This is a genomic window from Serratia sp. Sp408 (assembly GCF_057180665.1).
In genome coordinates, this window is the sequence record NZ_JBXUFT010000001.1 from 1,207,309 (window position 1) to 1,229,304 (window position 21,996).

A 21,996-nucleotide genomic window follows, 5' to 3' on the forward strand; every position below is an offset into this window, starting at 1 on the left:
GATCTGACGCACGTTCCGACGCGGCGGTGCGTTTCCCTGCCCGGGCGGCTTGTGTATGCTGATGGCAAACAATCTTACGAGGTTTCATGATGGTTAATCGCGTTCAACTTGCACCGCAAGGGCCGGAATTTTCACCCATGATTTGCGGTTATTGGCGTTTGATGGAATGGGGTATGACGCCGCAGCAGCTGTTGGGGTTTATCGAGCAGCACATTGAACTGGGCGTCACTACCGCCGACCATGCGGATATTTATGGTGGTTACGCCTGTGAGCAGGCCTTTGGCGAGGCGATGCGGCTAAAGCCGTCACTGCGTCACGGCATGGAGTTGGTCAGTAAATGCGGTATCGCTACCACTGCCAGGCCGGGTAATCCGATCGGCCACTACATCACCGATCGTGACCATATCGTCAGCAGTGCGGAACAATCGCTAAAACATCTGCATACCGATTACCTTGACCTGCTGTTGATCCACCGTCCCGACCCGTTGATGGACGCTGACGACGTGGCCGAAGCGTTCGTGGCACTGCACAAGAGCGGCAAGGTACGCCACTTTGGCGTGTCCAACTTTACCCCGGCGCAGTTTACCCTGCTGCAATCCCGTCTGCCGTTTTCCCTGGTCACCAATCAGGTCGAGATTTCGCCGATTCATCAGCCGGCGATCCTCGACGGTACGCTCGATCAATGCCAGCAATTGCGTATCAAGCCGATGGCCTGGTCTTGCCTTGGGGGCGGGCGCCTGTTCAGCGATGCCGAATTCCAGCCACTGCGCGCCGAGCTGCAGGCGGTGGCCGGCGAAATTGGCGCCGAAACCATCGAGCAGGTGGTTTACGCCTGGGTGATGCGTCTGCCGTCGATGCCGTTGCCGATCATCGGCTCTGGCAAAATCGAACGGGTGCGTTCGGCGCTGAAAGCACAGAAACTGGCATTGAACCGCGAACAGTGGTTCCGCATTCGCAAGGCGGCACTGGGTTACGACGTTCCATAATATTGCAGCCGGTGCCGGGCAGCGTGCATTGCCCGGCACCGGTTACTAGGCCAGTACCAGTTGATCGCCACTCAGCGTCTGAGCAGTAACGCCGACCAGCGTTACGCTGTTGTCGCCCAGCGTCAACACCAGATTGTCGTCTACCTCGCTCAGAGAGTTGCGGTAATCGCCGCTGGCGCCGCTACCGATAAATACCAGCCGGTCATTGCTCTGCAGGTCATACAGCGTGTCATGGCCGAAGCTGCCGCTGAACAGGAAGGTATTGTTGCCACCGTTGCCGTGTAATTCATCATCGCCGGTGCCGCCGACCAGAGTGTCATCGCCGCTTGAACCGACCAGCTTATCGTTGCCCGCCATGCCAAACAGCCAACCATTGGCAAATTGGGCGGTCAGGGTATTATCCGCAGCGTCACCGCGTTCCGTAACGGCATAGGCCTTGAGATCATTCTCAGCGTGCAGCCCGTCGTCGCTGACCTGATAATCGGTCTGTTTGCTCAGTGGCCACCAGGGGAGGGATTCTTGGGTGCTTAGCGTGCCAATCCCTTGCGCCAGCGTCAGGTTTTCGCCGCTGCCGTCGCGCAGATACAGCGTTTCGCCGTCGTAAGCGATGTCTTGCGTTTGCAGCGAACGTTGCAGATCCAGGGTGTTTTTTCCTTCACCCGCCAGAATAAGATTGAACCCACCGTCATCGCGGAAGGTGTCATCACCGGCACGCCCCTCAAGAAAATCATTGCCTCTGCCACCCTTGATTAAATCGTTGCCGTCGCTGCCAATAATAAAGGTCGGACCGCTGTGCGGCTGGGCATTACGATTCACGTCTTGTACCCAGGTATTGTCGCGGGTGACGTTGGACAGGTTGGAGACGATCACCGTCGAATCCTGCTGCGTCAGTGGGTAAAACTCGGAATTCAGCACGCGCAGCAAGCCGTCCTGATAGGCGAAGGGTAAATGCGACAGCCAGGTGGGCACATTTAAAATGGAAAACGGTAGCATGTTCCAGGCGTCGGATGCGTAGTGGTCGTTGAAATTGACGATATTATTGGTGGCGGACGGTTTGGCCGTATCGTGCACGCCCAACGATGCCGCCGTCAAGTCGCTGCCGTTGAGTGCGCGGAAGACCGGATCGTTCTCATAACCGATATTGGCCACCCGGTTGTCGGCGGTAAACTGGCTTGGCGAAGCGAACGCCAGATAGTTGGCCTGTGAATAAAAACCGCCCCATTGGCTGTCGCTCAGTGCGGCCATGCTGTTGACCGCCAGTCCGCCAAGGCTATGACCACTGACTACGATATCAGCGCCATTCAGGCCGTTGGCCTGGGCGAATTCAGCCACATCGCTCAGTAAACGGCCGAAGGCGTGCTGGGTATAGCTTTCGGCATAGCCATCAGGGCCGAAGCCGGCCAGCAGATCGTTAATCAGGTCGCCGATAGTGTCGCTGACCAGTGACTCACGCGGGCCGCTGGTGCCGCGAAAAGCGATGCCTATCGCGCTGAGCTTGCCCGCTGCGTCATACTTTGCCAACACTTCTGCCTGGGCGGTTTCATAGCCTTTGGCTTCACCGTAATAGGTGCCACGGACGTCCGTTTTGCCGTCATAGGCCAATTGCTCAGCGCTGACGACCGACCAGCCGGCGTTGTTCACCGCATCCAGCGCGGCCTGTTCCGAATCGGGGTTCCATGGAATGCCGGGCAAACCGCCCTGTGAGCCGGTGCTGCCGATCAGCGCGGTGACCAGGGTTAACGGCAGACCCAGACCAAAACCGGTGCTCTGATAACCGGCGGCAAAACCGTTATCGATATTGTGGTAGGCATAGGTGGAAATAGCCATGGCGTCGGAAAATAGCGCTTTGGCGTCTGCTCGATCGAGATCGCGATAATCAAAGATGCCCATATCAGTTCCTTATGACGTTCGCAGCCGGCACCGATGAAGATCGGCAATCGCGGCAGCGGTAGGTTATACAGAATGAGCCGAACGACAACTGGTCGGATGACCACGAGCGGTAAAAAAAGTATTAGCAGAAAATCCTTATTATGCGAATTGACTGAATACCCTCCGATCGTCTGGCCGTGGCGGCGCGCATTCGCCTATACTGAAACTTCTGCAATGGAACTCTCTGGAGGTTGATTTATGAAACGTTTTTGGTGTGCTGCCCTTGGTCTGATGGCCTGCGGCGTTGCCCAGGCGGCGACGGAAGAGGTAGATATGCATTTGGTAACGGCGCAGGGAATTGGCCAGGATATTGGCAAGGTGACCATCAGTGAAACGCCGTACGGCCTGGTGTTTACTCCCCAGTTGAAAGCCTTGCCGGCCGGAATACATGGTTTTCACGTGCATGAAAACGGCAGTTGCGAACCGGCAATGAAAGAGGGCAAGGCGGTGGCGGCGCAGGCTGCCGGCGGCCACCTGGATCCACAAAAGACCGGTAAGCACCTGGGGCCGTACGCTGACGGTCATCTGGGCGATTTACCGGCCATTTACGTGACTGCCGCCGGCGTCGCCGATTATCCGGTATTGGCGCCACGGCTGAAGAAAATCAGTGAAATTGAAGGCAAGGCGTTAATGGTACACGTCGGCGGCGATAACCATGCCGATCATCCCAAACCACTGGGCGGTGGCGGCGATCGCTTTGCCTGTGGTGTGATCAAGTAACCCGTGTCTAACGTTGGCCAGCCGGTTTGGCTGTGCCATCGTCTTCTGGCGGCGTTATTGCCTGCTGCAACTGTTGCAGCGAGCAGTAAAGCCGCCAAATCAGCCCCGCCAGATCGCGTGCCGCCGGTTCAGGGTGCTGTGCCAGGCTGCCGCTGATCCGCTGCAACTCCTGTAGCGACGCTGCCAGCGAGCGGTGCTGCACCCCCTTTTCGGTCATGATGCCGCGCAAACTGTGGATACAGACGTCTCGCACCGCCACCAGCGGATCGGAACGGGTTTGCCAGCCGCGCAGTTGCCAGACAATATGACTGCAGTTCAGCAACACGACGCCCCAGCGTAGCAACCAGCTGCGCGATTCCTGATCCTGGCTCTGATTAAGCTGGCTGATGCGGTGATAAATCAACGATTCAAAACGGCTCTCACTTTGTTGCGGTTTATTGCTTAATTGATCGATAAAGTCACGCCGCAGGGCGCGGATAATTCGCCGGCTTTTGCGTTTGTCCGAGCTGGGCTGCAACACTTGGAACGCCAAGCCGGCCAGCAGTACGCCAACCAGCTTAGCGAGATTGTCGTTGATAAACGCCTGATAATCATAACTCGGCGGATTGGTGACGCTGAGGAACGATCCCATAAAAACGATTAATTGTCCCCACAACGCCGCATAGGGCGGGTTTTGCAGTTTCAGCATTTGCATGGTGATCAGCACCGGGCACAAAAAGGCGCAGAAAACCCAAAAATCGTCGATTTGAATCATCAGACCGAACTTGACGATAAAGCAGCCGATTGACAGCAACACGATGGCTTTCAACAGGGTAACGACGCTTTTTATCGGCGATGGCGAGGCAGAATAAAGTACGCAACTGATGGCGGTGAGCGTTAATGCCGAGCTGCCGGATTGCCATTGGGTATGGATCCAGAAAGCGCAGCCGATAACGATGCACAGAAAAGTACGCAACCCGTTGTACGCCGCTTCGTAACTGTCGGTATGGCGTGCCAGCGCGGTAACGTGTGGCGGCTGCATCTGATCGATCGGCGTGGCGCTTTCCAGCCGTTGCAGCCAGCGGCTGGCATCAAGATATAGCCAGCAAAAATGGCGCAGCCGCAGCCAGAAAGCGCGGTGGCGATAGTCTGCGTCGTTGCGCGGTGCGATTTGTTGCAGGATCTGCGCCAGGCGATATTTGTCGGTATCTGCATCGCGCAGCGCGGTCAGCAGTTGCTCCAGTACTGCCGACAGGTTGGCCGGGTGCTCCGGCCAGTTAAGCAGCATGCGTCGCAGGCTGGAAATCACGCTGGTGATGCGCAACTGTTGATGCAGCATATAGTTCAGCAGGTTATTCTGCCGCCGCAGCCGGTAATGGCTCCAGAATGCTTGAATGCGCAGCACGTTCATGGTCAGGATCTGGCCGATAACGCTTTCGTGCGAGGTGCGCATTTGTCGGGTGACATCGGATTGCCATAACATCGCCGCGTGTTCCAACAGCCGTAAATGCATGCGGCGCAGCGAGGTGAGCAGCGCTTCGCCATCCGAGGTGCTTGGCAGGATCATCATCATTAAACCGCCGCACAGAATGCCGGTGATCACTTCACACACTCGCGCCTGGGCGATATCGAATATCTGTAGCGTATCGGTCACGTTGACGGTACTGAAGGCGATGATGGCGGCGGTATAGCCCGCCAGGGCAAAAGCATAAGAAACGTTATTTTGATAATGATTGGAGATATAGGTGCAGCCGCCGATCCAGCCGGCGATAAACAGCGTGAACAACCAGGGGTCGTTCAGGCAGTGGCCGGCGATCGCCATGGCCGCGGCTGCGCCAACCAGGCTGCCGATGACGCGGCCGATGCTTTTGCTGATAACGCCGCCAACGGTAGGGAAACTCACCACCGCCGCCGAGGTCAGCGCCCAGTATGGCTCATCGAGATTGAGCGCAAACGCCACCCACAACGCCAGGCACATGGCAATGGAATTACGCAGCGCATAACGCCACTGGCCAGGTGTAGCCTGTCCCCACGGCGTGCGGCGCCATTGCGGAAATGACAGCTTCACCTATTAACCTTTCTGATGTATTGATAGGGTACAGGTGGTTCCGGCCACCAGCGGTAGATCGGCCGGTACGTTCAGCAGTTTTATCCGCACCGGTACGCGTTGCGCTAAACGCACCCAGGGAACATTGGGTTTAACGTCCATTAATAAATCACCGCCGCTTTCGACGCTCTGGTCGTAAATAGCGCGGCCAATACTCTCGACCTGACCCTGCAGGGGAATATTGCCGTTATATAAAACAATATCGGTCTTGCTGCCGATCTTGATATTTTTCAATTTGGTTTCTTCAAAATAGCCGAGCGCGTAAAAGGAGTGAGCGTCGACCAATGCCACCAACGGGGTACCGGCGTGCGCATAGTTACCGATACGCGCCTGTAAATTGGTGATATAACCGTCCGTTGGCGCATGGATTTGCGTTTTGCTTAAATTCCATTTTGCCTGTTCGACGTTGGCCTGTGCGGCTTTATAAGCCGCTTTCATCGCCTGCGCGGTTAAATTCGACGCATCCAGATCCTCGGCAGAAATAACGTTGCGTGGCAGATGGCGGCGGCGTGCGGATTCATGTTCGGCTTTGGCCAAATCAGAGCCCGCTTTTGCCAGCGCGGCCTCGGCATTATCCAGCGCCAGTTGGTAGGGGACCGGGTCGAGGCTGAAAATCAGACTACCCGCAGCCACGTACTGATTGTCATGCACGGTTATTTTCTCTAATCTGCCAGAAACTTCAGGCGTGATAGATACCAGCTCGGCGCGGATTTTACCGTCACGCGTCCAGGGGGATTGCATATAATAATTCCAGCTCCACCAACCGGCGCAAATGGCTACGGCGCACACCAGCACCGTGGAAAAATATTTTAAGGTTTGGCGTTTCATAGGTTACCAACTTGCTAAAATCCATAAGGCGCCGCTAACGGCGATGACAAAAATGGACAGGTCCATCAACATCGGGTGCCAAATGTCTCCCGAATAAATCCAGTCTCGCAACAGATGATGAACCAGCAGCCAAAAAAGCAGGCCCAGCAAAAAAGCGCTAAATATTGGTGGAAAATAAAGCGATGCGCCTAACACCAAATCGGTGAGGGGCGGCCCAATGTGTAACCATGAAGTATTCACATTATCAATCTCTATAGCCGAGCGGGGATGATATTTGCACCCTGATTACGCAATTACTGATAGATTTAGTGGCGAATTCTACAATATATATTATATACATTTGTGTTTTTAATATGAGTTACTCAAAATAGGCTACAATCTGGGAGGTAATGTTAGCATGCTAATTATAAGGAGGGTTAAGTGGAGTCAACATTAGGTTCGGATTTAGCACGATTGGTTCGTGTTTGGCGTGCGCTGATCGACCATCGGCTCAAGCCGTTGGCGCTCACCCAAACGCATTGGGTCACGTTGCACAATATCAATCGCCTGCCGCCTGAGCAGTCACAGATTCAACTGGCGAAAGCGATCGGCATTGAACAACCGTCGTTGGTGCGGACGCTGGACCAACTGGAAGAGAAGGGGTTGATTAGTCGCCATACCTGCGCCAACGATCGCCGGGCAAAGCGTATAAAACTGACCGAAGCCGCGGAGCCGATTATCCGGGAAGTCGATAGCGTGATTACCTCGACACGTCGCGAGATTTTGAGCGGCATTTCGCCAGACGAAATCCAACTGCTGGTGAACCTGATTGGCAAACTTGAGCAGAACATTACCGAACTACAAAGCAAACAATAATTTTTGTCTTTTAAACGATTACATTTACAGCATCAGTTACGAAACCGGAGGCCTTGGCCTCCGGTTTTTTCATTGTTGCCGGCGTAATTACAGCGGCGATACCGTGATGGTGCTGCCGGAGCGCGCCATACGCACCCGTTGACCCGGGCTGAACTTGGTGGTGCCGGCCTTCTGCACCACGATGATATTGTCACCCTTGGTGTCTGGACGGATTTCCAGCTCAACGCCGGAGGTACGGCCTGCGGCTTCGCCAATCTGATCGCCAGCGACGCCACCGGCGACGGCACCCGCGGCGGTCGCCAGGCTACGCCCGGTGCCACCACCGATGGTGTTACCCAGGAAACCGCCGATCACCGCACCGCCGATGGTGCCGAGCATGTTAGAACCGCCTTCGCCCGAGATTTTCACCGGACGTACCGAAACCAGGGTGCCGTAGCTTGCCTGTTGCACCTGTTTGGCCTGGGACGCCGAGTAGACGTCACCCGACATGGAATCATTGGCACAACCCACCAGAGAAAGTCCGGCAAAAGCAACAACGATAAGACGTTTAATCATATAAAACTCCTGATTTAAAATTCCATAACCTGGCTATCGCCCCAGGCTGATTCAACGAAAGTTAGCCAAAGTATGGCTCAAAGAGGCGTGTCCCACCACGTTGGATTACGGTGTTAAGCATATCTTTATACCATTCAACCAATATTAAACGGCGGTTTAGGTTTAATACGGCGTTAATGCATAATAGACGAAAGGTTGAGGTTGGGTTTAGCAATAAAGCAGTTGGTCGACGGGCAACTGAAAATAGGCGTGCTGTTCACAACCTTGAAAAAATACAACATAATTCATGGCGTTAATAGCACAATTCTGGTTTATTTATCTGGTCAAAAACGTTGTATCGATGGCTAAGAGGATCGCTTTATGAAGTCAGGCCGCTATATTGGGGTTATGTCTGGCACCAGTCTGGATGGGATCGATGTGGTGCTGGCCGCTATCGATGAACGCATGGTGGCGCAGCAGGCAAGTTACAGCCATCCGATGCCGATTCAACTGAAGAAAGATATTCTCGCCATGTGTCAGGGGCAGGCCACCACGCTGTCTGCCGTCGGCCGGCTCGATGCGCAGCTCGGTACGCTGTTCGGCGAAGCGGTGCTAGGGCTGCTGAAGCACACCGGCGTGCCGGCACATGAGGTCACCGCCATCGGTTGCCATGGTCAGACCGTCTGGCATGAACCGGACGGCGAGATGCGCTTTTCCATGCAGCTCGGCGACAACAACCGCATTGCCGCTTTGACCAATATCACCACCATCGGCGATTTTCGCCGGCGCGACATGGCTTACGGCGGTCAGGGGGCACCGCTGGTCCCGGCGTTCCATCAGGCGCTGCTGGCGCATCCTGGCGAACGACGCATGGTGCTCAATATCGGCGGCATCGCCAATCTTTCGCTGCTGCTGCCGGGGATGCCGGTGCGCGGCTTTGATACCGGGCCCGGCAATATGCTGCTGGATGCCTGGGTGTGGCGTCATTGCCAACGCCCCTATGACAAGGACGGTGCCTGGGCGATGGAAGGGCGCGTCTGTCTGCCGCTGTTGCAACAGATGTTGGCCGACCCGTATTTTGCGCTGCCGGCCCCCAAAAGCACTGGCCGTGAATATTTCAATATCAGCTGGCTGGAACAGCAGTTGGCGGCAACCCCGGCTATCAATGCGGTTGACGTTATGACTACGTTGGTGGAACTGACCGCCACTACCATCAGCGAGCAGGTTTTGCTGGCCGGCGGTTGCGAACGTCTGCTGGTGTGCGGCGGCGGTGCGCGTAACCCGTTGCTGATGGCGCGCATGTCGGCTTTGCTGCCGGGTACCGAAGTCTCTACCACCGACAAATTTGGCGTCAGCGGCGATGATATGGAGGCGCTGGCATTCGCCTGGCTGGCTTTCCGCACCTTGTCCGGCCAACCCGGTAACCTGCCGTCGGTCACCGGTGCCAGTCGCGAAACGCTGCTCGGTGGGATTTATCCGGTTTTCCCATCGGGTAGCCGCTAGCTCTGTTAGGATAGGAAAGAGCTCGCGTGATAAAAGGAACTTCCCAATGAAAAAAATGATGATTACCGGCATGGCGTTAATGCTGGGCGGTTGTAGCTATCTGCTGCCACAAAAAAGCCAAATCCTGCATTATCAATGCGGTACCACACCGCTGACCGTGTCGTTGAACGGTGCAGACAGCACCGCCAGCTTCCTGCTGGATGGCCAGCAGCTGACGCTGAAACAGCAGTTGGCGGCGTCGGGTGCCAAGTACGGTGACGACAAATATACGTTTTGGTCGCAGGGGCAAAACGCGTTTGTGGAGCGCAATGGTAAAGTAGTCATGAGTGATTGCACCCTGGTGAACTGATCCGGCGTCTGCCGCGCCGCAAAGATTGTGATTCTGGCGCGGCAGGCGCAAAATGACCCCTACGTATTTTTCGCTGGGTTAATGAATCAGATGTCTGATAATAATGAGTTTGATGTTGCGGACCTGCGCCGTGAATATACCCGTGGCGGCCTGCGCCGCCAGGATCTGACGGCCAACCCGTTGGCGTTGTTCGAACGCTGGTTAAAGCAGGCCTGCGAAGCGCGCCTGGCCGATCCGACCGCCATGTGCGTGGCCACGGTGGATGAAACCGGCCAGCCGTACCAGCGCATCGTGCTGCTCAAGCACTTCGACGATAAAGGCCTGGTGTTTTACACCAACCTCGGCAGCCGCAAGGCGCAACAACTGGCGCATAACCCCAAGATCAGCCTGCATTTCCCGTGGCATATGCTGGACCGTCAGGTCAGCTTCCTTGGCAATGCCGAGCGGTTATCGACCCTGGAAGTGATGAAGTATTTCAGCAGCCGGCCAAAAGACAGTCAAATCGGCGCCTGGGTTTCCCAGCAGTCTTCACGTATTTCCGCCCGCGGCGTGCTGGAAAGCAAATTCCTCGAGCTCAAGCAAAAATTCCAGTCTGGCGAAGTGCCGTTACCGAGTTTCTGGGGCGGATTCCGCGTCAGGTTCGAGTCGGTCGAGTTTTGGCAGGGCGGTGAACACCGTCTGCATGACCGTTTCCTTTACCAACGCGACGGTAATGACTGGAAAATTGACCGACTGGCGCCCTGACAGACGGAAAATCCCTTTAAGCGCTGGCACAGTTGACGCTGGCGCTTTATTCTATACGACCGTCATAATTGACGCTGCATCTGTGCGGGCGACCGCTAAGCCAGCGAGCGCCGGCGCTCGGTATCCGCTGCCTTGATGCAACGTCAATTATTGCGGGTCAATCCACATTTATTATTTCGCCAGCGGGCGAAAGGCCGTGTACCGGCAAAGGTGCATTCGTTTATACATGGAGAACTTGATGGCTAGCATCAACCTGATTCAACAATTGCAAGAGCGAGGCCTGGTGGCCCAGGTGACGGACGAGGAAGCGTTAGCAGAGCGACTGGCGCAAGGGCCAATTGCACTGTATTGCGGCTTCGATCCGACCGCTGACAGCTTGCATTTGGGCCATCTGGTACCTCTGCTGTGCCTGAAGCGTTTCCAACTGGCCGGTCACAAACCGGTGGCGCTGGTGGGTGGGGCGACCGGCCTGATCGGCGACCCGAGCTTCAAGGCGGCAGAACGCAAACTGAATACCAGCGAAACCGTCAGTGAATGGGTCGACAAAATCCGCAAGCAGGTATCGCCGTTCCTCGATTTTGACTGCGGCAGCAACAGCGCCATTGCCGCCAACAACTACGACTGGTTTGGTGGCATGAACGTGCTGACCTTCCTGCGCGATATCGGCAAGCACTTCTCCGTTAACCAGATGATCAACAAAGAAGCGGTCAAACAGCGTCTGAACCGTGATGATGTCGGCATCTCGTTTACCGAATTTTCCTACAACCTGTTGCAAGGTTATGATTTTGCCGAGCTGAATCATCGCCACCAGGTGGTGCTGCAAATCGGTGGTTCCGATCAGTGGGGTAACATCACCTCCGGTATCGACCTGACGCGCCGCATGCATCAGCAGCAGGTGTTCGGCCTGACGGTGCCGTTGATCACCAAGGCTGACGGCACCAAGTTCGGCAAGACCGAAGGCGGCGCGGTATGGCTGGCGCCAGAAAAAACCAGCCCGTACAAGTTCTACCAGTTCTGGATCAACACCGCGGACGCCGATGTGTATCGCTTCCTGAAGTTCTTCACCTTTATGAGCCTGGAAGATATCAATGCGCTGGAAGCAGAGGATCGCAGCAGCGGCAAAGCGCCGCGAGCCCAGTACGTACTGGCAGAAGAAGTGACGCGCATGGTGCATGGCGAACAGGGGCTGGCTGCTGCTCAGCGTATTACGCAGAGTCTGTTCTCTGGCGCGCTGCATGAGATGACCGAAGCGGACTTCGCGCAGCTGGCGCAGGACGGCATGCCAACCATCAAGCTGGACAAGGACGCCGATCTGCAACAGGCGCTGGTCAATGCCGAACTGGTGCCGTCACGTGGGCAGGCGCGTACCATGATTGGTTCCAACGCGGTTACCGTCAATGGCGAAAAACAGTCTAATGCGGAATACACCTTTACCAACGCCGACCGTCTGTTTGGCCGCTACACGCTGCTGCGTCGCGGTAAAAAACATTACTGCCTGATCGACTGGCAATAATTGCTATCGGTTAAGCGCAACGGCCCGAGGGAAACCCGGGCCGTTTTTTTAGGCAAAGTCCGTGGTCGACAGCGCCGGTGTTGTACCGTTAAGTACCAGCGGCGGCGCGCTGTAATGCAGCTCCGATGCCAGGCTATATATATCCTTGTTGGCAATAGAGAAAACAGCATCATCAGCGTCAAACTGCTGATTATGATTATTGTCGATGACGATGTAATTATTACTGCCAAACCGCACCGCACCCACCTCTGCCAGATTATGCTCGCTTTGCCCGCCGGTGGCGGCAGATAACGCCTTGGCAAAAACGCTCGCGGCGCTGTCCGCGGCGTCGATTTCCAGTGAATCAAACAGTGCATTGAGCTTGTCGGGTTGGCTATAGCTGCCGTAGATCTGCATCACGCCCTGTTGCGCCGTACCGGCGCTGAATAGCCACTGGTTATCGGTTTCGCCGATAGCGATCTTGTCATAATAGTAACCGTCCAGCGTGACCATCTTGTCAATGCGACTCTCGTTGGCCGTGACGCTGCGGGTACCCTGCGACGAGGTGAAGGTGGTATTCCCCTGTACGTCGAAGCTGCCGCCATTGAAGGCGTTAATGGTCAACTGATGACCCGCGAGATCGCCAATAATCTGCTGGTAGGGCTCGCTATTTTCCAGTGATGACAGCATCTGATAGAACGCGCCGTTGCCGGTGCCACCTTTTTCTACCGTAGCCTGGATCGCAGCATTAGTGCGTGGATCGCCTTCGGGCAGATAAATGGTCCGCAGGCTATCGCTGAAGTCCGCGTTGATGCGTAAATGAAGCGGTGTGCTGGCCATCACATAGATGGAATCGACGTTATTCTCGCCGCCACCCAACGTAATGGTGTTGGTTGAGCTGCCGGTAGAAAAAAGATTGATGGATTCGGCTACGCCCGCCGTCCCGTGGCTGAGCAGATTGATGGTGCCGGCATCGAGATTGCCGCCAGCCTTGCTGCCGATAGTCAGATTAAACATGCTGTTGCTGATGACCGGCGCCATCTCTAACGTCAGGCTACTGTCGGCACCCGCGTTGCCACTGACCGTCAGGCTGCTATCCCATGACATGTTGGTGACATGCACCGCGTCGGCATAACCGGACAATGACAGCCCGGCAGATGCGGTGACCGCGCTGGCGCCCGGTGCTGACAGCGGCGCGTCAGGTTGCGCAAGCGTGGCGATATTGCCGGAAAGGCTGCCATGCACTCCGGCGGTCTGATTGAATAAGCCAAAATCGAACAGATGTTTGCCTTCGGTAGCGGTTTTTTGCCCGTCGATATAAATAGTCCCGGTGCCGCGATAGCCCGCCATATCAATCAGGGGAATCGAAGTAAACTGATTGAGATTGCTGTGTATCTCACCGCTATAGCTGCCATCCGGTTGCCGCGTCAGGTAAACGTCCTTGGTGAAAAAGTTGGCAGAAATTACCGCTGAACCCGATGCGCTGGCGGTGAAAGAGGTACTGACGGTATTGGCTTGCTCATTAAGCCCATTACCTTGCCATAACAGCTGCGGTGAGGCGTTATCCTGCAACGCCTCACCGCGCAGCGCAATCTGCGTTGTGGCGGCGCTGATATCGACGCCATCGGCAATAATCGCGTGCGCGCCTGCGTTGGAGGTGAAGTTGATGCTGCCTGCCTCCGGTTGCAGGTTGTTTTCGCTGAGGATCAAGCTGGTCGGCAATGAGGCAAATGCACCCAGCACGCTGGCATCGGTGGCCAGATCGCCTTGCAGCGTCACCTTGTGCAAATTGGCAAACAGTTCTCGAGGAAACTCGGCCTGGACCATCACGTTAAGCGTAACGTTTTGCATCACGGCCAGCTCAGCCGCGCTCAGAGTATGCAGCTCGCCCGAATTGACTCTGCCAGACAGGGTACCGGCCTCATCCGCCAGATTGATCGCCGCAGTGGTTTGATAACCGAGCAGCGTGCCGATATCGGCATTAAGCTGGACGATACTCTCCGCCGTTGGCAGTTTGCCGCCGTCCAGCGGGGACTGGCCGTTCAGGAAGGCATTGACGATATCTAACGATGCCTGCATGGCGTTATTTCCAGCCTGCTGGAGAATAGCCTGTGCCTGGATATCGTTTAGCGTGGCATTAAACAGCATTTGATATATTTTGGCGTATTGCGTGGCCAGCTCAAAATTGCCGGTTTTGGACAACTGGCCCAGTACCGTCAGTTCTGAGCTGCCGCTGGCTAATAATTTACTGTAGGCATCCAGATTGGCGGCGGTGAGTTCGACGTCCTTGCCAAACAACTGGTACATGGCGGCAATTTTTTCCTGATATTGCAGCGCCGGCATTTCGCCGGCGGCATAAACGTGGGTCGCGGCTAGAAAATGCTGTTTGGCGCTCGCGTGGCTGGTGTCGTTACGGATATCGTTTATCAGCCTCATAAATACGTCTCCACGCGTCTCGCTATTATTATTCAACCCGTTGGCATAAAAGGCGATGTCATCGGTGTTGGCATTAACCTCAAACGTGTTTTTATAGACGGTTTTGACAAAATTTTCGTTGCTCAATCCCTGCAACCAATCTCGCGTATCGATAAAACGCCCGGCAATATAACTTGCTGAAGCCTTACCCTGACTCAAGACGGTACTCCAGTAGTTAATGCCTTCCGCATTCATCAATCCGCCCACCAGATAGAACATGCCTTGAACATCGGCAGCCGCCGTAGCCTGATCGGGGTAATTCGCCAGGGCTGGCGCCAGAGTGGTATTGGTGACGCCAAACAGATGTTGCTGTTCGGCAATACTCCCTGCGTCATCACCCGAGTAGTTGCGAATACCATTGATGATGTTCTCGGTGATTTGTCCCAAAGACCGCCCACTGTCGACTTGCGCCAGTAACGCTGTCAGTTGGCTATCCGAGGGGAGAGTGCCGCTGATATTGTTATAAATGTATTGGATTTTTTGCGCATTGGTCAGATGGTCATAGCGATTGTGACCATCCTTGGAATTGATAAAGATATCCGCCAGCTTTTGGTTGCCATAGGCGCCTTGTGCCAATTTTGCCGCAAAATAATTGAGCGCTTGGGCGTCTGCCGCTTTTCCTAGCGTCGCATAAAACAGTATGGCGACGTCTTTCTGTAATGCATATAAGCTCATGTAGCTTCTCCGATCGGGCTATGACAAACGCATTGAGTACAGACCAAATTTCGCTAAAAGCAATAGGCGTGTCAGCCGCCAAGGGGCGAAATGTCGGCGCGGTGCTTTTGTTGTTAGCGGAGTTTGGTTATAATTGCTGCCCTTCGATTAATATACTTCGTACTATAATTCATTGTTTTAAAAACAGTTGCTGGCGTCATGGGTGCATAGCGAACGCATGGCGTAATCTTTTATCGTCGCGGGCGGATGCACACGACATGGCAAGGTCAGGTTGTACCAATGAATAATGTTCTATCGATCCAATCGCATGTGGTTTTCGGCCACGCGGGCAACAGCGCGGCAGAGTTCCCAATGCGTCGCATGGGGGTCAACGTCTGGCCGCTCAATACCGTGCAGTTTTCCAACCATACCCAGTACGGTCAGTGGACCGGTTGCGTGATGCCTGCCAGTCATCTGAGCGACATCGCGCAAGGCATTGCGTCTATCGATCAATTAAAAAACTGTGACGCGGTGCTGAGTGGCTACATCGGTTCGCCGGAGCAGGGCGAGCATATCCTTGATATCGTGCGGCAGGTGAAACAGGCTAATTCCGCTGCCTGGTATTTCTGCGATCCGGTGATGGGTCATCCGGAAAAAGGCTGTATTGTGGCGCCAGGCGTGGCGGAGTTCCTGTGTCAGCAGGCGCTGCCGTGCAGCGACATGATCGCTCCGAACGTGCTGGAACTGGAACAGTTGTCTCAGCGACAGATAACCAATGTGGCACAGGCGGTCGACGCGGCGCGCGCATTGATCGCCAAAGGTCCGAAGGTGGTGCTGGTGAAACATCTCAGCCGCGCCGGTTACCATCTGGACTGTTTCGAAATGCTGCTGGTGACCGTCGACGACGCATGGCATATCAGCCGACCGTTGGTGGACTTTGGCGCACGCCAACCGGTGGGCGTCGGTGATTTGACCAGTGGCCTGCTGCTGGTCAATCTGCTGAAGGGAGTGGGACTGGCACAGGCGCTTGAACATGTCACTGCGGCGGTATACGAAGTGATGCTGACGACGCAAGAAATGGGTGAGTACGAATTGCAGGTGGTGGCGGCACAAGAGGGGATTGTTGCACCGCGCTGCCACTTTGCCGCACAGAAACTGTAGCATCATTGCCCCCGTTGGCGGGGGCAATGGGGATTATTTCAAGCCTTCGGCACTGAGCGCGGCCTCAACCGCCGGGCGTGCCGCCACGCGCGTCATATAGGTGGACAGATGGGCGTGTTGCTGCAGATCGAACTGCAAGGCCTGCGCCCAGCGCAGTACGGTAAACAGGTAGGCGTCGGCCACGCTGAAACGGTTACCCAACAAATATTGCTGCTGCGCCAGTACGCCATCCAGATAACGGAATTGCTGTTCCAGCCTGCTGCGCGCCATCACCTGGTATTCTTCCGGTGTATTGGGGTTGAACAGCGGGCTGAAGCCCTTGTGCAGTTCGGTGGCGACAAAATTCAGCCATTCGATGGCATGGTAGCGCGAGAGCGTGCCGGCCGCCGGGATCAGGTTACGATCCGGAACGCGATCTGCCAGATATTGTACAATTGCCACGCCTTCGGTGAGTAGGCTGCCGTCATCGAGCAGCAAGGCAGGTACCTGTCCCTTGGGGTTGATGGCCAGATAGTCGGCGCCGCTTTCGGTTTTCTTTTGTGCCAGGTCGACTTTTTCCGCAGTAAAATCCAGCCCTGCTTCGCGCAATACGATATGCGGCGACAACGAACAGGCGCCAGCTTTATAGAACAGTTTCATCGCGAACTCCTTGATAATGAATAATGACAGGCATGCCCAACCTCTCATCCTAGTTCTATACGGCCAAAATTACAGCGGCTTGGCTAACAAATTTAGCTAACTGGCTCGGCGGCCGGCTGCAATTGCGCCAGCGTGGCGACAATTTGCTGTTGCAGTGCCAGCGGCGCGGTTTGCATCGGTGACCGCAACGCGTTATCAATATGCCCCTCATACGCCAATGCGGCTTTGACCGGTGCCGGATTGGGGAAGCTGAACAATTGCTGGATCAACGGCAGCAAGGTATAAAAATTGGCGCGCGCCGCCGGCAGATCGCCCGCAGCGACTTGTCGTACCAGCTGTACGAAGCGTTGCGGATACAGATGCGCCGAGGCAGAGATGGCACCGCTGCCGCCCAGGCACAGGGTAGAGAGGATCAGATTGTCCTCGCCGGTCAGCACGTCGATCACGCCGTCATTAATCAGCGCCATGGTGGCATCCAGGTTGCCGCCGCAGTCTTTAATCGCTTTCACCTGTGGGTGGCAGGCAATCTGACGCAGGGTGTCCAGTTCGATGGCGATACCGGTGCGGTATGGCACGTTATAGATAATTACCGGCACACGCGAGGCATCGGCCAGCGTGGTAAAGTATTCCAGCAGGCCCGATTGGGAAGGTCGTATATAGTAAGGTGCGGGCACCAGCACGCCGGCAATATCACGCTGTTGGATTGCCTGTTGCATCTGTAAGGTGGCAGCCATATTGTTGCCTGACAGCCCCATCACCACCTGATGCGCCGGCACCACTTCCAGCACCGCATCCAGCACCGCCAACTGTTCGTCTTTGCTGAGGGCGGCAGCTTCACCGGTTGAGCCGCACACCACCAGTCCGTCCACACCACAGGCAATCAAATGCCGCGCCAGGTGCCTGACCGCCGGAAAGTCGACATCGTCGTGCTTAAAAGGGGTAACCAGCGCAACCCAAATACCAGAAAAAGCGGCCATAGAAGAATCCTTGTGTGCCTGACAGAGTAAGTGGTTTGATGATGAATAGTGTTCATCGTGCTGTCAATTTACAACAGATTGATAACATTGTTATTCATGACGTTACCACGCAGATGAGTTTCACTAATGGCAATTAGCGGCAATAAAAAACCCCGCATTTGAACTGCACTGAGTAAAGTTGGACAGTTTTCTTTGCGGGGGCGCGTTGCCTCAGCCGTATTTTTCGGCGAATTTTTGATCCGACTGGCACAGGTAAATAATAAACTCGATAAAGGAGACGATCGCCGGAATAAAGGTCCAGCAGAAAATCAGATATAAAAAGCCTTGGCCAATTTTGCCTAAGTAGAATTTATGCACGCCAAAACTGCCGAGGAAAAATGCCAGCAGAGCGGCAGCAATGCGGTTTTTCTCGCCACCGAGGCGTTGCGGCGCACCACAGTGCGAGCAGGTTGTGGCGGTTATGTGTAACTGCGTGCCGCAGGCGCGGCAATATACCGTGTCGTTGTTCATTATTCCCTTATCCCATCTGTTGTCTCAGTCAACTAAGAACGCGACATTATCCTATCCAAACGGAATAATTATAAACGGCTTTTATCTGCAATCAATAAAGCGAAGGGGGAAGGAATAAAGATACAGGCCGCGTGCTGCGGCCGGTGTTTAACGGTGGGGGCGGCTACCGATCGAAGAGGACCAATTGAAGGTTTCTCCGCTGGGCTTGACGCGATTGGCCTTGCGTTCGGCGCGCGCTGCCTTGGCGATTTTTTCTCTGGCGGCGGTGATCCGCGCCACGGCTTCGTCTTTGACTTTGTTCTGCTCGGCGTTGGTCAAAGGGCGTCCGTGGCTTTTGCGTGCTTTGTCCAGTTCGGTTTTTACTTCACGTTGCTCGCTTTCGGTCATGTCTTTCAACGTCAGTTTTTTCATCGTGGCAGCCTGGGTAGGTGAAGTCGAGGTTCAGTGTAGCGCATATCTGCGCGGCGCAGGGTTAATCTTCGGCGTCTTTGCCGAATTTCTCATCGAACTCGCGCCGGTAGCGGCGTGCCTTGTTGCGATCGCGGATCCATAAATAACCACAGACTGCCGCCACGGCGGCAGAGAAGGTGATGTTGCGCATATCCCGGTCATAGTAATACACCAGCAGCACGTCGAGCGCGGCGATAAACGCAATCCATTTATACAGATGGGATTGCCGTCGCGTCGCGGCGTTGAGGCGTTTTAACTGTCTGGCTTCGTGCAGCACCGGTTTTTTTTGCATAGTCATCCAATACTACTGTTTGTCAGCAGCGTAAATTAGCAGAATTGTCGTAATTATCACAAAGAGGAAAGTGCGGTTTTTCCGCTAGCGAACGACGGTAGAGAAAAACGCTGTGGCGTATTGAATAATACTGGCTGCGTGGTAGATTATTTATTCGATTATTTTGCTTTTTTATTCAATTTGTGAGGCCAAGAATGATAGTTCGTACCTGGCATGGCTGCGTACCGCTACGGCATCGGCAAGGATTTGCCGATCATCTGAATGTCACAGGCGTGCAGCATGCTAAAGCAACGGCGGGGAACTGTGGTGCGTTTGTCCGCCAGGAAATACAGGGGGAGTATGCCCATTTTTTCCTGGCGACCTATTGGCATTCGCTGGATGCCATCAAACAGTTTGCCGGTGAGGACTATCATACAGCGGTGACCTATCCGGATGATCAGGCGTTTGAATTACTGTCGGATCCTTATGTGTTCCAGCATCAGGTTGATGAAATTACCGCATTGTAATGACCGTTTATCTCGCTCAGGGGGATGCAATGAACCAGAAATCACTACGCCCGGAAGATGTCGTCCAGCGGCAGCTTGACGCCTATAACGCCCGCGATATCGAGGCATTTATGGCCTGTTGGGCAGAAGATGCGCTGTATTATCAACACCCGGACACGCTGTTGGCCAGCGGCAAGGCAGAAATTCGTCAGCGCCACGTTGCCCGTTTCAAAGAGCCCAGTCTGTACGGTGAACGCATTAAGCGTATGGCGGTGGGCAACATGGTGGTCGATCAGGAAGTGGTCACGCGCAACTTTCCGCAGGGGCGCGGCAGCATGGACGTTATCGCCATTTACCACGTCGAACAGGGCAAAATCACCCGCGCCTGGTTCAACATCGGTCCCTGCGTGCTGGACGAAGGGGCGCTGTAATCTGTTACAGCGCCAGAATCGCCTCGATTTCAACCCTGACCTCGGGCGAGAACAACGCGCTGACGGCCACCAGTGAACAGGCCGGCAGCGCGCCATCAAAAGCGTTGAACAGGATCGGCCGTAGCGCCGGCAAATCCGCAATGTCGGTCAAGAACACGCTGAGTTTAAGCACCGACGTCAAATCGCCGCCTTCCGCTGCGGCAAGGGTGGTCAACTGTTCGAGAATAGCCTGAGCCTGTACCGCAGCAGGCTGTCCCTGTGCTGCGGTGGCAAACGCCGTCAGGCCGGAAACATACACCACGTCACGGTGGCGCACCGCATGGACATACGGGCCGCCCGGCGTCGGCAGTGCCGAATAATTATTGCGTTTTATGCTGGTCATCGGATATTCCTCTGCGTCTACTGTGAAAAAATGCCTACACTGGGCTAGGTAGATGAGAGTAGCAGTTGAACTGCCACTAGCATCATAGACAATCACGTTAATTTCCAATCGCAATAAGGATGCGCGTGGATAATGAACCCTGTATTGATTCCCTATCTGCAACGCTGGGCGCTGACGCCAGATGGTCGGGCGTTTGAAACCCACAGCAGTCTGCTGATGCCGGTGCGTTACCGCGGGCAGGCAGCCATGCTGAAAGTGGCCCGGGAAGAAGAAGAAAAATTCGGCGCCCACCTGATGCGCTGGTGGCAAGGTGACGGTGCTGCCCGCGTGCTGGGCTGGCATCAGGATGCGCTGTTGCTGGAGCGTGCACAGGGGAGCGGTTCCCTGAGCCAACTTGTGCGTGACGGCAACGATGCGCAGGCGATCGCCATCCTGTGCCAGGTAGTCAACAAACTGCATGCGCCGCGCCGCCAGGCTCCACCAACGCTGATCCCGCTTGAACGCTGGTTTGGCTCGCTGTGGCCGGCGGCGCAGGCCCATGGCGGCTGGCTGCGCCTGAGTGCGGCGGTGGCTGCCGAACTGCTTGGCAGCGCCAGGGAACAGGGTGTGCTGCACGGTGATATTCATCATGACAACGTGTTGGATTTTGGCGCGCGTGGTTGGCTGGCCATCGATCCCAAACGGCTGTATGGCGAACGCGGTTTTGATTACGCCAACATCTTTTGCAATCCAAATTACGGCGTTGCCACCGATCCTGCGTTATTTCTGCAACGGGTTGAACAGGTCTGCCAACTGGCCGGGCTTGAGCGCCAGCGATTGTTGCAATGGATCCTGGCCTGGGCGGGACTGTCCGCCGCCTGGTTTCTGGAAGAGGGCGAAAGCGCCGATATCGATCGGCGCGTGGCGGCGTTGGCAGCACAGGCGTTGGGCCTGACGCCGCCAGCCGATGATTCAGGGTTCATCCTGCCAATAATCGAGCGTGGCTGAAGGCCGCTGGATATAACTGGTGCGCTGGCCGTCGTGCAGTGCCATCGCCTGAAACTTGCCCGAATCCGGGTATTCAACCAAATCCGGCATTTGACGCGTGCTGATGGAAAGATACTTCAGCGGCGCGTCGGAGGTATTGATGATTTGATGTGGATACTCCGGCCCGGCAGGGATAAACAGTATGTCGCCACGGCCGATCGGCAGCATTTCCCCGGCGACGCGTAGCGTGCCTTGGCCTTCGACAATAATAAACATTTCCTCCTGGCCATGATGAAAATGATAAGGGCAAGAGCGCTTGCCCGGCGCCACCACGTCCAGCGAAGCACCTAACTGGCTGGCGGCGGTGCCGACCGCCAGCCGCGCCGACTGGCTATCATACAGCGGTGGACGCAGGTCGTGCCGTTTCTCTGCCCGATCGAAATTGCGAATCAGTTTTTGCTGCAACGCATTGGCTTTCTGGTTCATGCTATTAGTTACCCTGTCACTTGTTGGTGATGGTTGCCATCGGATGGCCTCATCTCAAGTTA

At 55.3% G+C, this 21,996-nt stretch carries 24 protein-coding genes; 11 read left to right on the plus strand and 13 right to left on the minus strand.

Annotated features, from left to right (window positions below):
• Window positions 1–89: 89 nt before the first annotated feature.
• Entirely contained in the window at window positions 90–986 is an 897-nt protein-coding gene (locus AC2AXP_RS05745) for an aldo/keto reductase (protein WP_039992752.1), read from the plus strand.
• A 45-nt stretch (window positions 987–1,031) separates the two neighbouring features.
• On the opposite strand, the gene AC2AXP_RS05750 is transcribed toward AC2AXP_RS05745, so the two are convergent.
• A complete protein-coding gene (locus tag AC2AXP_RS05750; protein ID WP_088499682.1) occupies window positions 1,032–2,876 on the minus strand; it encodes a polyurethane esterase in 1,845 nt (614 codons plus the stop codon).
• A 237-nt stretch (window positions 2,877–3,113) separates the two neighbouring features.
• Here AC2AXP_RS05750 and sodC point away from each other — a divergent pair, with 237 nt between their 5' ends.
• Window positions 3,114–3,635, plus strand: a complete 522-nt coding sequence (gene sodC, locus AC2AXP_RS05755; protein ID WP_004963466.1) for a superoxide dismutase family protein — start codon at window positions 3,114–3,116, stop codon at window positions 3,633–3,635.
• Between the two features lie 7 nt (window positions 3,636–3,642).
• Here the strand turns inward: sodC and AC2AXP_RS05760 are convergent, their stop codons facing one another.
• Genes AC2AXP_RS05760 through AC2AXP_RS05770 form a run of 3 tightly spaced genes read right to left on the minus strand, consistent with a single transcriptional unit; the run spans window position 3,643 to window position 6,789 of the window.
• Window positions 3,643–5,682 carry an FUSC family protein gene (locus AC2AXP_RS05760; RefSeq protein ID WP_039992146.1) on the minus strand — a complete coding sequence of 680 codons (2,040 nt, stop codon included), beginning with the start codon at window positions 5,680–5,682 and terminating at the stop codon, window positions 3,643–3,645.
• Between the two features lie 3 nt (window positions 5,683–5,685).
• Window positions 5,686–6,549 (minus strand): efflux RND transporter periplasmic adaptor subunit, encoded by an 864-nt coding sequence (locus tag AC2AXP_RS05765; RefSeq protein ID WP_039992144.1) that lies wholly within the window; start codon window positions 6,547–6,549, stop codon window positions 5,686–5,688.
• 3 nt (window positions 6,550–6,552) lie between these two features.
• Window positions 6,553–6,789, minus strand: a complete 237-nt coding sequence (locus AC2AXP_RS05770; RefSeq protein WP_182646448.1) for a DUF1656 domain-containing protein — start codon at window positions 6,787–6,789, stop codon at window positions 6,553–6,555.
• A 180-nt stretch (window positions 6,790–6,969) separates the two neighbouring features.
• Between AC2AXP_RS05770 and slyA the strand changes: the two genes are divergently transcribed.
• Window positions 6,970–7,404, plus strand: a complete 435-nt coding sequence (slyA, locus tag AC2AXP_RS05775) for a transcriptional regulator SlyA (RefSeq protein ID WP_039992143.1) — start codon at window positions 6,970–6,972, stop codon at window positions 7,402–7,404.
• Between the two features lie 87 nt (window positions 7,405–7,491).
• Here the strand turns inward: slyA and AC2AXP_RS05780 are convergent, their stop codons facing one another.
• Complete coding sequence (locus AC2AXP_RS05780; protein ID WP_004963455.1) at window positions 7,492–7,959, minus strand: outer membrane lipoprotein; 468 nt, start codon at window positions 7,957–7,959, stop codon at window positions 7,492–7,494.
• A 360-nt stretch (window positions 7,960–8,319) separates the two neighbouring features.
• On the opposite strand from AC2AXP_RS05780, the gene anmK reads away from it, so the two are divergent.
• The 4 genes from anmK to tyrS all read left to right on the plus strand — a co-directional run bounded on the left by anmK (window position 8,320) and on the right by tyrS (window position 12,047).
• Window positions 8,320–9,441: an anhydro-N-acetylmuramic acid kinase gene (anmK, locus tag AC2AXP_RS05785; RefSeq protein ID WP_004963448.1), complete on the plus strand. Its 1,122-nt coding sequence runs from the start codon at window positions 8,320–8,322 to the stop codon at window positions 9,439–9,441.
• A gap of 46 nt (window positions 9,442–9,487) precedes the next feature.
• On the plus strand, window positions 9,488–9,790 hold the full coding sequence (locus tag AC2AXP_RS05790) for an MliC family protein (protein WP_004963444.1): 303 nt from the start codon (window positions 9,488–9,490) through the stop codon (window positions 9,788–9,790).
• A gap of 90 nt (window positions 9,791–9,880) precedes the next feature.
• Window positions 9,881–10,534 (plus strand): pyridoxamine 5'-phosphate oxidase, encoded by a 654-nt coding sequence (gene pdxH / locus AC2AXP_RS05795; protein WP_039992750.1) that lies wholly within the window; start codon window positions 9,881–9,883, stop codon window positions 10,532–10,534.
• A gap of 238 nt (window positions 10,535–10,772) precedes the next feature.
• A complete protein-coding gene (gene tyrS, locus AC2AXP_RS05800; RefSeq protein WP_039992142.1) occupies window positions 10,773–12,047 on the plus strand; it encodes a tyrosine--tRNA ligase in 1,275 nt (424 codons plus the stop codon).
• Window positions 12,048–12,095: 48 nt separating this feature from the next.
• Here tyrS and AC2AXP_RS05805 read toward each other — a convergent pair whose 3' ends face one another.
• On the minus strand, window positions 12,096–15,176 hold the full coding sequence (locus AC2AXP_RS05805) for a DUF4214 domain-containing protein (protein ID WP_484381472.1): 3,081 nt from the start codon (window positions 15,174–15,176) through the stop codon (window positions 12,096–12,098).
• 279 nt (window positions 15,177–15,455) lie between these two features.
• Here AC2AXP_RS05805 and pdxY point away from each other — a divergent pair, with 279 nt between their 5' ends.
• Window positions 15,456–16,316 carry a pyridoxal kinase PdxY gene (pdxY, locus tag AC2AXP_RS05810; RefSeq protein WP_198773147.1) on the plus strand — a complete coding sequence of 287 codons (861 nt, stop codon included), beginning with the start codon at window positions 15,456–15,458 and terminating at the stop codon, window positions 16,314–16,316.
• Window positions 16,317–16,349: 33 nt separating this feature from the next.
• Here the strand turns inward: pdxY and gstA are convergent, their stop codons facing one another.
• The 5 genes from gstA to AC2AXP_RS05835 all read right to left on the minus strand — a co-directional run bounded on the left by gstA (window position 16,350) and on the right by AC2AXP_RS05835 (window position 19,184).
• Window positions 16,350–16,955 (minus strand): glutathione transferase GstA, encoded by a 606-nt coding sequence (gene gstA / locus AC2AXP_RS05815; protein ID WP_484381473.1) that lies wholly within the window; start codon window positions 16,953–16,955, stop codon window positions 16,350–16,352.
• 92 nt (window positions 16,956–17,047) lie between these two features.
• The gene (gene dapA / locus AC2AXP_RS05820) at window positions 17,048–17,932 is read right to left on the minus strand and encodes a 4-hydroxy-tetrahydrodipicolinate synthase (protein ID WP_004963424.1); all 885 of its coding nucleotides are present in this window, start codon (window positions 17,930–17,932) and stop codon (window positions 17,048–17,050) included.
• Between the two features lie 210 nt (window positions 17,933–18,142).
• Window positions 18,143–18,442, minus strand: coding sequence for a TM2 domain-containing protein (locus tag AC2AXP_RS05825; protein WP_198773144.1), 300 nt, complete (start codon window positions 18,440–18,442; stop codon window positions 18,143–18,145).
• Window positions 18,443–18,589: 147 nt separating this feature from the next.
• A complete protein-coding gene (locus AC2AXP_RS05830; RefSeq protein ID WP_004963418.1) occupies window positions 18,590–18,853 on the minus strand; it encodes a YjbD family protein in 264 nt (87 codons plus the stop codon).
• A 61-nt stretch (window positions 18,854–18,914) separates the two neighbouring features.
• Window positions 18,915–19,184, minus strand: coding sequence for a hypothetical protein (locus tag AC2AXP_RS05835; protein ID WP_039992140.1), 270 nt, complete (start codon window positions 19,182–19,184; stop codon window positions 18,915–18,917).
• 194 nt (window positions 19,185–19,378) lie between these two features.
• Between AC2AXP_RS05835 and AC2AXP_RS05840 the strand changes: the two genes are divergently transcribed.
• Entirely contained in the window at window positions 19,379–19,690 is a 312-nt protein-coding gene (locus tag AC2AXP_RS05840) for a hypothetical protein (protein WP_004963412.1), read from the plus strand.
• Window positions 19,691–19,719: 29 nt separating this feature from the next.
• A complete protein-coding gene (locus AC2AXP_RS05845; protein WP_039992139.1) occupies window positions 19,720–20,100 on the plus strand; it encodes a nuclear transport factor 2 family protein in 381 nt (126 codons plus the stop codon).
• 4 nt (window positions 20,101–20,104) lie between these two features.
• On the opposite strand, the gene AC2AXP_RS05850 is transcribed toward AC2AXP_RS05845, so the two are convergent.
• Complete coding sequence (locus tag AC2AXP_RS05850) at window positions 20,105–20,482, minus strand: RidA family protein (protein WP_039992138.1); 378 nt, start codon at window positions 20,480–20,482, stop codon at window positions 20,105–20,107.
• Between the two features lie 132 nt (window positions 20,483–20,614).
• On the opposite strand from AC2AXP_RS05850, the gene AC2AXP_RS05855 reads away from it, so the two are divergent.
• Window positions 20,615–21,469 (plus strand): aminoglycoside phosphotransferase family protein, encoded by an 855-nt coding sequence (locus AC2AXP_RS05855; protein ID WP_004963402.1) that lies wholly within the window; start codon window positions 20,615–20,617, stop codon window positions 21,467–21,469.
• On the opposite strand, the gene AC2AXP_RS05860 is transcribed toward AC2AXP_RS05855, so the two are convergent.
• Window positions 21,434–21,934, minus strand: coding sequence for a cupin domain-containing protein (locus AC2AXP_RS05860; protein WP_004963400.1), 501 nt, complete (start codon window positions 21,932–21,934; stop codon window positions 21,434–21,436). The genes AC2AXP_RS05855 and AC2AXP_RS05860 overlap by 36 nt on opposite strands.
• Between the last annotated feature and the right edge of the window lie 62 nt (window positions 21,935–21,996).

Excerpts from the sequence above, each read along its gene's own strand:
- AC2AXP_RS05745 (WP_039992752.1), top strand. The coding sequence starts at position 90 with ATGGTTAATCGCGTTCAACTTGCACCGCAAGGGCCGGAATTTTCACCC.
- AC2AXP_RS05750 (WP_088499682.1), bottom strand. The coding sequence starts at position 2,876 with ATGGGCATCTTTGATTATCGCGATCTCGATCGAGCAGACGCCAAAGCG.
- sodC (WP_004963466.1), top strand. The coding sequence starts at position 3,114 with ATGAAACGTTTTTGGTGTGCTGCCCTTGGTCTGATGGCCTGCGGCGTT.
- AC2AXP_RS05765 (WP_039992144.1), bottom strand. The coding sequence starts at position 6,549 with ATGAAACGCCAAACCTTAAAATATTTTTCCACGGTGCTGGTGTGCGCC.
- AC2AXP_RS05780 (WP_004963455.1), bottom strand. The coding sequence starts at position 7,959 with ATGATTAAACGTCTTATCGTTGTTGCTTTTGCCGGACTTTCTCTGGTG.
- anmK (WP_004963448.1), top strand. The coding sequence starts at position 8,320 with ATGAAGTCAGGCCGCTATATTGGGGTTATGTCTGGCACCAGTCTGGAT.
- AC2AXP_RS05790 (WP_004963444.1), top strand. The coding sequence starts at position 9,488 with ATGAAAAAAATGATGATTACCGGCATGGCGTTAATGCTGGGCGGTTGT.
- pdxH (WP_039992750.1), top strand. The coding sequence starts at position 9,881 with ATGTCTGATAATAATGAGTTTGATGTTGCGGACCTGCGCCGTGAATAT.
- tyrS (WP_039992142.1), top strand. The coding sequence starts at position 10,773 with ATGGCTAGCATCAACCTGATTCAACAATTGCAAGAGCGAGGCCTGGTG.
- AC2AXP_RS05805 (WP_484381472.1), bottom strand. The coding sequence starts at position 15,176 with ATGAGCTTATATGCATTACAGAAAGACGTCGCCATACTGTTTTATGCG.
- pdxY (WP_198773147.1), top strand. The coding sequence starts at position 15,456 with ATGAATAATGTTCTATCGATCCAATCGCATGTGGTTTTCGGCCACGCG.
- gstA (WP_484381473.1), bottom strand. The coding sequence starts at position 16,955 with ATGAAACTGTTCTATAAAGCTGGCGCCTGTTCGTTGTCGCCGCATATC.
- dapA (WP_004963424.1), bottom strand. The coding sequence starts at position 17,932 with ATGGCCGCTTTTTCTGGTATTTGGGTTGCGCTGGTTACCCCTTTTAAG.
- AC2AXP_RS05825 (WP_198773144.1), bottom strand. The coding sequence starts at position 18,442 with ATGAACAACGACACGGTATATTGCCGCGCCTGCGGCACGCAGTTACAC.
- AC2AXP_RS05830 (WP_004963418.1), bottom strand. The coding sequence starts at position 18,853 with ATGAAAAAACTGACGTTGAAAGACATGACCGAAAGCGAGCAACGTGAA.
- AC2AXP_RS05835 (WP_039992140.1), bottom strand. The coding sequence starts at position 19,184 with ATGCAAAAAAAACCGGTGCTGCACGAAGCCAGACAGTTAAAACGCCTC.
- AC2AXP_RS05840 (WP_004963412.1), top strand. The coding sequence starts at position 19,379 with ATGATAGTTCGTACCTGGCATGGCTGCGTACCGCTACGGCATCGGCAA.
- AC2AXP_RS05845 (WP_039992139.1), top strand. The coding sequence starts at position 19,720 with ATGAACCAGAAATCACTACGCCCGGAAGATGTCGTCCAGCGGCAGCTT.
- AC2AXP_RS05850 (WP_039992138.1), bottom strand. The coding sequence starts at position 20,482 with ATGACCAGCATAAAACGCAATAATTATTCGGCACTGCCGACGCCGGGC.
- AC2AXP_RS05855 (WP_004963402.1), top strand. The coding sequence starts at position 20,615 with ATGAACCCTGTATTGATTCCCTATCTGCAACGCTGGGCGCTGACGCCA.
- AC2AXP_RS05860 (WP_004963400.1), bottom strand. The coding sequence starts at position 21,934 with ATGAACCAGAAAGCCAATGCGTTGCAGCAAAAACTGATTCGCAATTTC.